Annotated in this window: 7 protein-coding genes; 3 read left to right on the plus strand and 4 right to left on the minus strand. The window is 48.5% G+C overall.

Going from position 1 to position 9,654, the window contains the following annotated elements; translation table 11 throughout:
• The 3 genes from IQ235_RS10170 to IQ235_RS10180 all read left to right on the plus strand — a co-directional run.
• A partial coding sequence (locus IQ235_RS10170) for an adenylate/guanylate cyclase domain-containing protein (protein ID WP_264321358.1) occupies nt 1-1,440 on the plus strand: 1,440 nt, incomplete at its 5' end.
• A 145-nt stretch (nt 1,441-1,585) separates the two neighbouring features.
• Nucleotides 1,586-3,109 carry a mechanosensitive ion channel domain-containing protein gene (locus IQ235_RS10175; protein ID WP_264321359.1) on the plus strand — a complete coding sequence of 508 codons (1,524 nt, stop codon included), beginning with the start codon at nt 1,586-1,588 and terminating at the stop codon, nt 3,107-3,109.
• Nucleotides 3,110-3,143: 34 nt separating this feature from the next.
• Nucleotides 3,144-4,310: a PstS family phosphate ABC transporter substrate-binding protein gene (locus tag IQ235_RS10180; protein WP_264321360.1), complete on the plus strand. Its 1,167-nt coding sequence runs from the start codon at nt 3,144-3,146 to the stop codon at nt 4,308-4,310.
• 38 nt (nt 4,311-4,348) lie between these two features.
• On the opposite strand, the gene IQ235_RS10185 is transcribed toward IQ235_RS10180, so the two are convergent.
• The 4 genes from IQ235_RS10185 to pstA all read right to left on the minus strand — a co-directional run bounded on the left by IQ235_RS10185 (nt 4,349) and on the right by pstA (nt 9,492).
• The gene (locus tag IQ235_RS10185) at nt 4,349-5,977 is read right to left on the minus strand and encodes a DAHL domain-containing protein (protein WP_264321361.1); all 1,629 of its coding nucleotides are present in this window, start codon (nt 5,975-5,977) and stop codon (nt 4,349-4,351) included.
• A complete protein-coding gene (locus tag IQ235_RS10190; RefSeq protein WP_264321362.1) occupies nt 5,977-7,032 on the minus strand; it encodes a cytochrome-c peroxidase in 1,056 nt (351 codons plus the stop codon). Before IQ235_RS10190 ends, IQ235_RS10185 begins: the two co-directional genes overlap by 1 nt.
• A gap of 615 nt (nt 7,033-7,647) precedes the next feature.
• Nucleotides 7,648-8,469 carry a phosphate ABC transporter ATP-binding protein gene (locus IQ235_RS10195; RefSeq protein WP_264321363.1) on the minus strand — a complete coding sequence of 274 codons (822 nt, stop codon included), beginning with the start codon at nt 8,467-8,469 and terminating at the stop codon, nt 7,648-7,650.
• A 159-nt stretch (nt 8,470-8,628) separates the two neighbouring features.
• On the minus strand, nt 8,629-9,492 hold the full coding sequence (pstA, locus tag IQ235_RS10200) for a phosphate ABC transporter permease PstA (RefSeq protein WP_264321364.1): 864 nt from the start codon (nt 9,490-9,492) through the stop codon (nt 8,629-8,631).
• Between the last annotated feature and the right edge of the window lie 162 nt (nt 9,493-9,654).

The raw sequence follows: 9,654 nt of genomic DNA on the forward strand, positions 1-9,654 counted from the left end.
TTCTCGCGGTTGAATGTGGAAGGTCTCGAATGGGGCATTCTTGCAGAGATCGATCGCGCCGAAGCCTTTGAACCCCTCGATACTCTGAAAGTTTACCTGATTATTTTGGCTGCTATTCTCATCCTGGCAATTACCTTCATTTCCAACTTAGCCGCGCAAATCTTCGTGAAGCCCATCGAAACCCTCAGTCGTGCGGCCCGTCAAGTGACCGAAGGCGATCGGGATGTGGAAGTGAATCTGAATACAGAAGATGAGTTTGGCGAGTTGGGAAGAGTCATCGAAGGAATGGCACGGGATCTGAGAACCCAAACCACATTAGTCGCTCGCAAAAATGAAGAGAACGAAGCCCTACTGCTGAATATGTTGCCCGATCGAGTCGTGGCGCGAGTGCAGCAAGGAGAAACGCAAATTGTCGACTCCATCGGCCAGGCAACGGTTCTATTTGTCCGACTTAGCGGTCTGGCGAAAGCTTCCCAACACCTCTCCAGCGCCCAAATCGATACCATTTTGAACCGACTCGTGGATGAGTTCGACGAGAAAGCCGAGCTGTTGGGTTTGGAGCGACAAAATACCATTAGCCCGACTTACCTGGCGATCTGCGGTTTGTCTAAAGCCTATCTCGATAGTAGCGAGCGAACCATGAAGCTAGCCCTGGAAATGCTCGAAATCCTGCAAGGAACCAACCAAGAATTCGATCTCGAACTGAGTTTGCACGGGGGCATTGACTGCGGTCCCCTCGAGGGAGGAATCGTCGGCTCGAAGAGGTTCGCCTACAAGCTTTGGGGCGAAACCATCAGCACGGTCACTCAACTCTCCTATAGAGCAGCTGCCAACAATATCTTAGTCACCCAGGCGGTGCGCGATCGCCTCGAAGATCGGTATATGTTCGCCCGCTACCAACCCATCGCGATTGAGGATGTGGGAGAACTGTCCACCTGGAATTTAATTACCCCAGCGAGTACCTTCTCCCAACAAGCGAGTCTCGTGCAAACCACCTTCGCTCAGTTGCTGCCGCAAATGGAGTCCACTGCCAAGCTTTTCTACGAGCGGCTGTTTGAGATCGCTCCAGAAGTCCGATCTCTCTTCGGCGAAGACACCTCGGTGCAACAACGGAAATTTGCCTCAACCTTGCAAATCGCCGTCAATGGCTTAACCAATTTAGACAAGCTGTTACCCGTGGTTCGAGATCTCGGCCGTCAGTACGCGGGCTGTGGGGTGGAAGAAAAACATTACCAAACTGTTGGTGAAGCGTTGTTGTGGGCGCTCCAACAACAACTGGGGGACAATTTCACCCCCAGCGTTAAAAAAGCCTGGGTCACTACCTATAACCTCCTGAGTGGCACCATGCGAGAAGCATCGTTGAACTCGGGCAAAGATCGTGTTGAGAAAGATCGTGTCGAGAGCGAGTCGCCCGTTGCCGTAGAGGCGACCGAAGCCTAATGACGCCACGTGCGACTTAACGATCCAAAACCCGAGAGGGGAAGAGGGCATTGGTCTGCTCGCTCGCCACGTGAGGAGGATCGAGTGACACGTAGCGTTAATGGAAAATTCAGTCAATCATCGCTCTGGGGGAGCTTAGCATCTGATGGATACATCGATTGTGTTTTGGGGATTCGTCATTATCCTGGGAGTTCCGGCACTGGCAATCGTTCTGGGAGAGTGCATTCATTTTTTTGAGGGGCGGGGAAGTCGGCTCACACCAGTATTGCGCCATCTGCGCGGATATGTGTTGCCGTCGGCTGCAATTTTAGTGGTGATGGAACGGCTGTTGCAGCTACCAGAGACCTTCCTACTGCTGAAGCTAGTGGAAACTGGATTTTGGATCGCCGTTATCGTCACCTTGTTGGCTTTGCTCAACGCCGTATTGACCACCAGCGAACCCGGTACGTTTCAAATTCAAGTGCCCAACCTCTTGTTCCAAGCCCTGCGCGGTTTAGCGATCGTGGGGATTGCCGCCCACGTTCTTGGGGATATTTGGACCGTTGATATTAAGGGCATCACGACGGCACTGGGGGTGGGGTCTTTAGCGATCGCCTTTGCGCTTCAAGATACCCTCAGTAACCTGGTCTCGGGCTTTTTGCTCTTGGCTTCCAAACCGTTCGAAGTGGGAGATTGGATTGAGGCGAACGGGATTAAGGGTCAAGCTATCGATATTAGCTGGCGATCGGTTATCTTGAGGAACCCTATGGGTGAAACTTTTGAGATTCCCAATGGAGCTTTGGGGGGCGCAACGATCAAGAAGTATCCTTCAACCCCCAAGATCCCAGCAGTTAAATGGAGTTGTATCAAAGTGGGATTCGATCGCAAAGACCCGCCCAATCGGGTGCTGGAGGCTCTCGAAAGTGCGACGGTTGGTATTGATGGGATTCTGAAGATCTTTCCGTCTCTGGGTTCCTATGACGACTACTGGACGACTTACGAGTTACGGATACAGACTGCTGTGCCAAAAGAGAGGAGAATTTCAGCCACCGTCAAGGCTCGCATCTACTATGCGGCGAAGCGTTACGGGTTGACGATGCCGGTGGCGGAGCAATATCCTCCCTCAAAACAGATTCTGCTTGAGGCATCCTCCGCGCAACGATCGCAAATTGCGGACTATCTGCGATCGCTCCCCTATCTGACCGCTCTCAATTCGGCGGTTCTCGACAATCTCATTGAGGAAGTGGAGGTTAAACATTATGGGGTTGGGGAACAGATTATTGTGGCAGGAGAACCCGATGAGGGATTGTACGTTCTCAAAGCTGGAGAGGTGAAACTGACCGCGAAGGATTTTCAAGACCAAGAACGGGAAATCGATCGGGTTTTTCCGGACAGTTTCTTTGGCGAAATGGCGCTGTTGGGAGAATCCAGTCCGGTTTCGGCGATCGCGACTCAGGATGTGGAAGTAATAATCGTTTATCCGGAATTGGCTCGACGAGCGATCGACAGCAGCCCTCGCTTGACCCAAGAAATGAACGGCTTTATTGAAGAGCGCAAGCGATCGCTGTGTCGGATTCAGAGTGTCGAAAACCTGTTGGAAGCCCATGATAACGGCAAGGTGGCTGTGGAGCAACGTTCCCTCCTAGAGCGGCTGACAAACGCATCGAAGTCTTCGCGGGAGGAGTCATAGCTTTTCGATCGAACCAGAAGGGAAAGGAATAGGAATGAAAAGACAAGTTAAGCCAGAAGTAGATGGAACCACGGACGACCCTCGAAATCGAGCGGCCGAACCCGTGCGGGACCGGTGGATGGCTCGCGGGTGTCGCACTCTCTTCGTTCTCCTGATGTGGTTGCCCGTGTCGTGTAACCCTCAACTCCAGGAATCGGAGAATCTCGAAGTCAATAATAAGAATCCCAAAAATCCCTACGTTCGGTTTTCAGAAGCGGTTGCACCTCTAGAGCCACTCGCCTCAGAATCAGCGATCTCCGATCGAGTCGAGGCGCAGTTTGCCCGAAAGGAAAATGGAGCGATTCCATTGCCACCAGTGGTTCCTCTGGAGGTTGATGGAGATTTGGCGCTGGCAGGTGCGACCAGCATCGATCCCCTCAACGAAAGAATTTATCGGCGTTTTATTCGAGAAGGTTATGCCGGAACCATCGATTTAAACGAAATGGATTCTACGTCGGCAATTCGAGGGTTGTGCCAAAAGGGGACATTCGATCTGGTGACGGTGACTCGTCCGATGATGGAAGGGGAACGAATTGCGTGCGAAGAAGGGGGTCGCCAACCGATCGAACTGGAGATCGCTCAAGACGCACTGGCAATTGCGGTCAATCAGCTGGATGCGTTCGTGAAAAATGTCTCGCTGTCCGAGCTGGCGGATGTTATCTCCGTTAGCAAATGGTCGGAGGCGAACCCGGACTGGCCCAACGAACCCATCAAGCGATTTGCCATCGGTCCAAAATCGCCATCGGTAGATTTGATGGTCGAACGGGTGTTTGAGGGGAATGCAGAGGCGGTACTGAACGCGCCAAATACCTCTTTCTTCCAATTCAACGCGCCCCTGATTCAAGAACTGAGTACGGCGCGTTACGGGGTGGGGTTTTTGAATTATTCAGCTTATCGGCAGGCTGCTCGGGCATTCCGCTTAGTTTCGGTGGAGGGGGTGGCGATCGGTCGCGGTACCGTCGAAAATGGCACTTATCCGCTGACTCGGAAGCTATACCTATACGCCGATGCCAATCAACTCAAACAGAAGCCCCAGGCGATCGCCTTGATTCATTTTTACCTCGCCCACGTCAATGAAGAAATCGAGGATGTGGGTTTGTTTCCCCTGAGTTTGTCCGATATCGATCGGGCAAGAAGAAACTGGCTGGAGGCGATCGAGTAGCCGAAGAAAATTTGAAATTTGAGATGACTGAGCTGAGATTATTGAGCTTGTACTTCCTCTCGATTTGCACTTGCGTCCGAGATGGTCAGAAAATAAGTTTCGCTCCAAATATCCCCCGGTTCTTTAATGTCTTGAAGCTGGTCTTGAAATTCTTCATAAAGGCAGGTCGATGCGACGCTTTTCAAATGAAGAACCAATCGAGATAGCTGAATTTGGGGGGGATGGCAAAAAGAAAGTTGAATCAGTTCTGGACTGCTTTGAAAGTCGAGTTGTTGGCATTTTCGTTCGTTGAGTGCATTGCCGAAGACTGTTTCCAAACGCTCCCACATAGGAGGAGTCATGAGTTGGCGTCGCTGTTTCGTCAGCAGGCTCAAATGGGCGATCGAACCCTCAGTCAACTCGGATTCCGGTTCGATCGTTTGTTTCTGGCTGCGAACGTGTTCGAGGGTGGCACTCAGTTGGAGAATCTGTTGGTTCAGCTTGGTTTCCTTGGCTTTAGTGACGGTTTTTTCTATGTGCTGTTTTGCCGTTTCAAGTTGACTCTGGAGATCTTGAATCTGCTGCTGTATCTGGCTCTCTTTGGTTTGCCAATACTCTGAGGTTCGTTGTACCTGGTGGGCTAATTTGTCTAGTTCTTTTTTGTGAGTTTCCAATCTAGAAAAAAGGCAATTTTCAGATACGGAATTAATATGAGATGAACGATGCGATTTCTCGATAAGAGGGCTTAGCTCGGCTGAAATTTGTTCGATCTGTTGTTTGATACGGGCAAAACTGGGTTCTTGCCGATTTCGAGATCGCTTCAACCATAAATAATTACTTAAAGCAAGAATTACCAGAAACCAAATAAAGCTCAAAATGCGATAAATTTTAACTCTTTGTAGGGCTTGGCTATAGCTTGTTTGGAATATTTTTTTTAAATCTTCTGTGGAGGGTTCGGATGGCGATAAAAGCTGAGTCGTCAGATTTTCAACTTGAGGCTTTGTATTTAGAATGATATTCGCATGGGAAATTACTTTTTCTGTTGGAAAGTCTTCTTTTTTGACTTTATTTTTGATGTCAATATCTAACAGTTGTGTCGTGAGAGTCTTGATGTTGGTTGTCAGTTCTCGATCGACAGAAATATTATATAATAGAAGATTGCGAATTAATCCTTCGAGAGTCGCTTTTAAGGAGGAAAATATTTCGGGTGTTAAACCTTTACTATCTTGGCTATTGACTTGACTGGTAAGCAGGGGTAAATAACGCAAAGAATTCTTGAGCAATGCATTTCGAGACTTAAAGCGTTCGCTTAGTTCTTCTTTTTCTTTTAGGCTCTCGAATTTTTCGGCAAGACTCTTTTCGATGGTTTTCCGGTTATTGAAATTAACAAATCGAGGTATTTTTTTTAACTCTTGTTCGAGCGATCGCTGCTTGGCAAGATTTTTTACCAACGGATCGTAAGAAGAAAATAACTCGTATCGAGATGTAAGAATTACTCGATCGAAATCGGCTTCGAGTTCTTTGAGTTCTAGCATTCGATCGTAGTACTGCTGGTATCCCGCACGACTCACGGAAAAACTCTGACCGATGAAAAAAATAGAAATAGTTAAAATAACGATGGCGCTAGATATAATCAGCCATTGTCGCTCGATCGAACTTAGGAATTTTAGCGATTTTATCGTTCTCATCACACAGGCTTTCCTTGGTACTCACCAGTTAGGGTTATCAAAAATTGCATTATTAGATCCACATCTTCTTGAGGAAGATCGACCCCGAGCTGATATTGACCCATCAATTTAATAGCTTCATCGAGAGTTTTCGGATTTCCGTCGTGAAAATAGGGAGCGGTACGAGTAATATTTCGCAAACTCGGAACTTTGAAAACATGGCGATCGCTATCATCTTGGGTGACGTTATACCGTCCTAAGTCAGATTTGATGACATTCCCGCGATCGGCAAAGTAGTCACCAAAAATTCCCACTTTTTGGAACATATTTCCCCCTACTAGCATTCCTTGATGGCAGGTGATGCAACCGTAAGATTTAAAGAGATTGTATCCAGCTTTGGCGTCGTCGGAAATCGCATTTTCGTCTCCCCGCAAATATCGATCGAAAGGAGCGTTGGGGGTATATAAAGAACGCTGAAATATGCTGATGGCATCCTTGATATTGTCACCGGTAACACCGTCGTCGTAAGCACGATTGAATGCACTAACGTAGTCTGTCGAACGCTTGAGCTTATCAATGACATCCTCCCAGCTCATCCCTCCCATTTCCTTCGCTGCGGCAACGGGGCCATCGGCTTGTTCTTCCAAAGTCGCCGCACTGCCATCCCAGTTCAACCGCCAGTGAAAGCCGCTATTGAAGACCGTTGGCGAGTTCAGTCCCGTGTTGCTTCCCTGCATTCCCAGGGAAGTCCCCAAACCGTCGGTGCCGCCTTTATCGAGAAGATGGCAGGTGGCGCAGGAAATCGTATCGTTTATCGAAAGCTTTGGCTCGTGAAACAGTCGTTCGCCCAGCGCCACTTTTTCCTCGTCGAGGTCTTGCGTCAGAGGAATGGGATGGATGGGTTCGGCAGCCAGTACAACCCCACTGCCATTGGTGTCTGCGTCTGATATGGAAGAGATATTGGAAGTGCCGTCCCACATCCAGGTCATTCCCCAGGCGGCGAATATCGTCACGCAGAACAACAAGACAAGGGTGGATAACTTTTTAAATTTTTTCAACACAAATAATTTACCCATCAGTATCGACATACTTTTCGAAGGACACATCAAGACAAGATGTGATGCTCGCAACCTTGGGGCATTCAGCTCGAAAATGCGAGCGTAAAGAGAGGAAGTGTAGAGCTGAAAAGCTAGCTGTTAAAGCCTTTAATAAAAGTGTTTAGTGTAGAAATGTTCGATAGCGCGATCGAGATCTATTTTAGGATCTCCTACTCTTCTGGGTTTGTCAATTTTTGGGTTAACTTTTGAAAAAAAGTTCCTATAATTTTCCCATTCAAAAGTGGCTGGAGCGTCGCTATATCATAAAATTCGTTATCTGTCTTTCCAAATTCGGAAAGTCGATCGATTCAGAACATTCAATACTTTTTAATCAGGTAGCGATCGCCAGCTTTGAAGGGGTTTGCCGGGACTGCCACTCTAGATCGAGTTTTGTCCAAAATCCAAATCGAATGTGAGGTTGGGGGCAAAACTTAGATCGAGTTCGGTTGAATACTTCTCATTCATCGTGAAGTGAGCTGGGGGAGAGAATTAGAGAAGACGATCGGAAATCGCGCTTAATTAGAACTAATTATCCGAACTTGATATTATTCCAACTTCGGTTGCTCGGTTGAGTCAGAAACCCCATCAATTCTGTTATCCCCTCATTCCGCTCGCATAAGCCGCCGTGATTGAATGCTTGGGGGCATTAAAAATCTGTTCGACGGGGCCGGATTCAATCAGGCGACCGCTACCATTTTGTACCCAAAATAACGCCGCTGAATCGGCAATTCGTTTCGCTTGAGCTAAGTTATGAGTCACAATTAGAATTGTATATTTTCGGCGCAAGCTGGCAATTAAATCTTCCACAATGCCTGAAGAAATTGGATCTAGGGCACTGCAAGGTTCGTCCATGAGCAACACCTCCGGCTCGAGGGCTAAACTGCGGGCGATGCAGAGGCGTTGTTGTTGCCCGCCTGAAAGACCTAAGGCGGAAGACTTCAACCGATCTTTGACTTCATCCCACAATCCCACATCTCGCAAAACTCGTTCGATAATTTCATCGAGGCAATCGCGATTTTTAATACCATGTTCTTTAAGGGGAAACGCGATATTTTTCCAAATTGAAAAGGGAAATGGATTCGGTTTTTGGAAAATCATCCCCACTTGACGGCGTAAGGCGATCGAGTCAATCTTGGGATTCATTATATCCAAACTGCCAATTTGAATTCGACCGGAAACCCGACAGTTGGGAAACAAGTCCGTGAGGCGATTCAGACAAGAGAGAAAGCTCGTTTTTCCACAACCAGAGGGACCGATAAGAGCCACAATTTCACCTCGATCGACCTCGAAATTCACATCTTCGAAGGCAAGTCGATCGCCGTAGGATAAACTTAACTCCCGAGTGACTAGATAAGAATTTGAGAAGTTTGCTTCACCAGAGGAAATTGACGACGTGGCTGGAGACGTTTTGGTCATTGAATTTACAGATAACAAGGGTGTAGAAAATTACGCCCAGTTTGCCTGAAGAAGACGGGTTTGAATCAACCCCAAAGGGACAAAAGACGCGAAGTTAGAAGAAAGAAGGAGACTTGCGGTCATTTGAGACGGCCAAGGGAGTCGGCAAGTGGGAATACGCTAAATCGATCGATGCATCCAGAGTTTACTCAATCCAGTGGCGGTGCTATTAATGAATAGCAGCAGCACTAATAAAACCAAGACAGAAGCATAGGCATTATTATCTCCTCCAGGAACGTTCATCGATAGATCGTAAATATGAATGGATAACGATCGCCCTGAATCGAGCAAAGATGTTGGGGTTCGATCGACGTAACCACTGGTAAAAATCAAGGCAGCCGCCTCGGCAATTGCCCGTCCCATCCCTAAAATGAGTCCGGCAATCAGGCTGGGAATCGCCGAGGGTAACAGGACGTGAATTAAGGTGCTCGTGCGGCTCACACCCAACGAAGCCGCGCCTAAACGGTAGTCATCGGGAACCGATCGCAATCCCACCTCGATGGTGCGAATCAAGATCGGCAAGATCGTGCAAGCCAGGGTTAAGCCCCCCGACAAAATGGAAAAGCCCAAGCCGAGGGTAATGGAAAAAAAGGCATTGCCAAACAAACCAAACACGATCGAGGGAACCCCCGCCAGCATATCCAAACTGCGACGCACCCACTGCCCGAAGCGGTTGTGAGTGGCGGTAAACTCCGCCAGCAGAATCGCCGTTCCCAAAGCTAACGGCACCGCAGTCCCCAAACAAACTGCCAGAATCAACCCAGTGGAAATCAGAATTGACGAAATACCGCCATCGCGACCGGAATTGCGAGGCTCGGTTGTCAAGAACTCCCAAGAAACTTGCCCGATACCGTGCCAGGTGACATCGATGGCAATCCAGAGAAAAATGCCGGTAATGGCGATCGCCGTTCCCCACACCAATACTGCCAGTGCCCCATCTTTACAGGCGATCGTTTTGCGGCTGCGGCTTTCGAGATTATTCATAAATTTCCTTATCGGCGATCGCCTCAGCAATCAGTACCAACCCCAAACTCGCCAGCAACAGCAACAGACCACTGACAAATAAAGCCGAACGATGATTGCCTAAAGCGTAAGCCATTTCCAGGGCAATATTCGCCGGTAGGGTGCGAATGGGATCGAATAAGC

Origin of the sequence: Zarconia navalis LEGE 11467 (assembly GCF_015207075.1) — a bacterium.
In the GTDB taxonomy this organism is placed as follows: Bacteria; Cyanobacteriota; Cyanobacteriia; order Cyanobacteriales; family Geitlerinemataceae; genus Zarconia; species Zarconia navalis.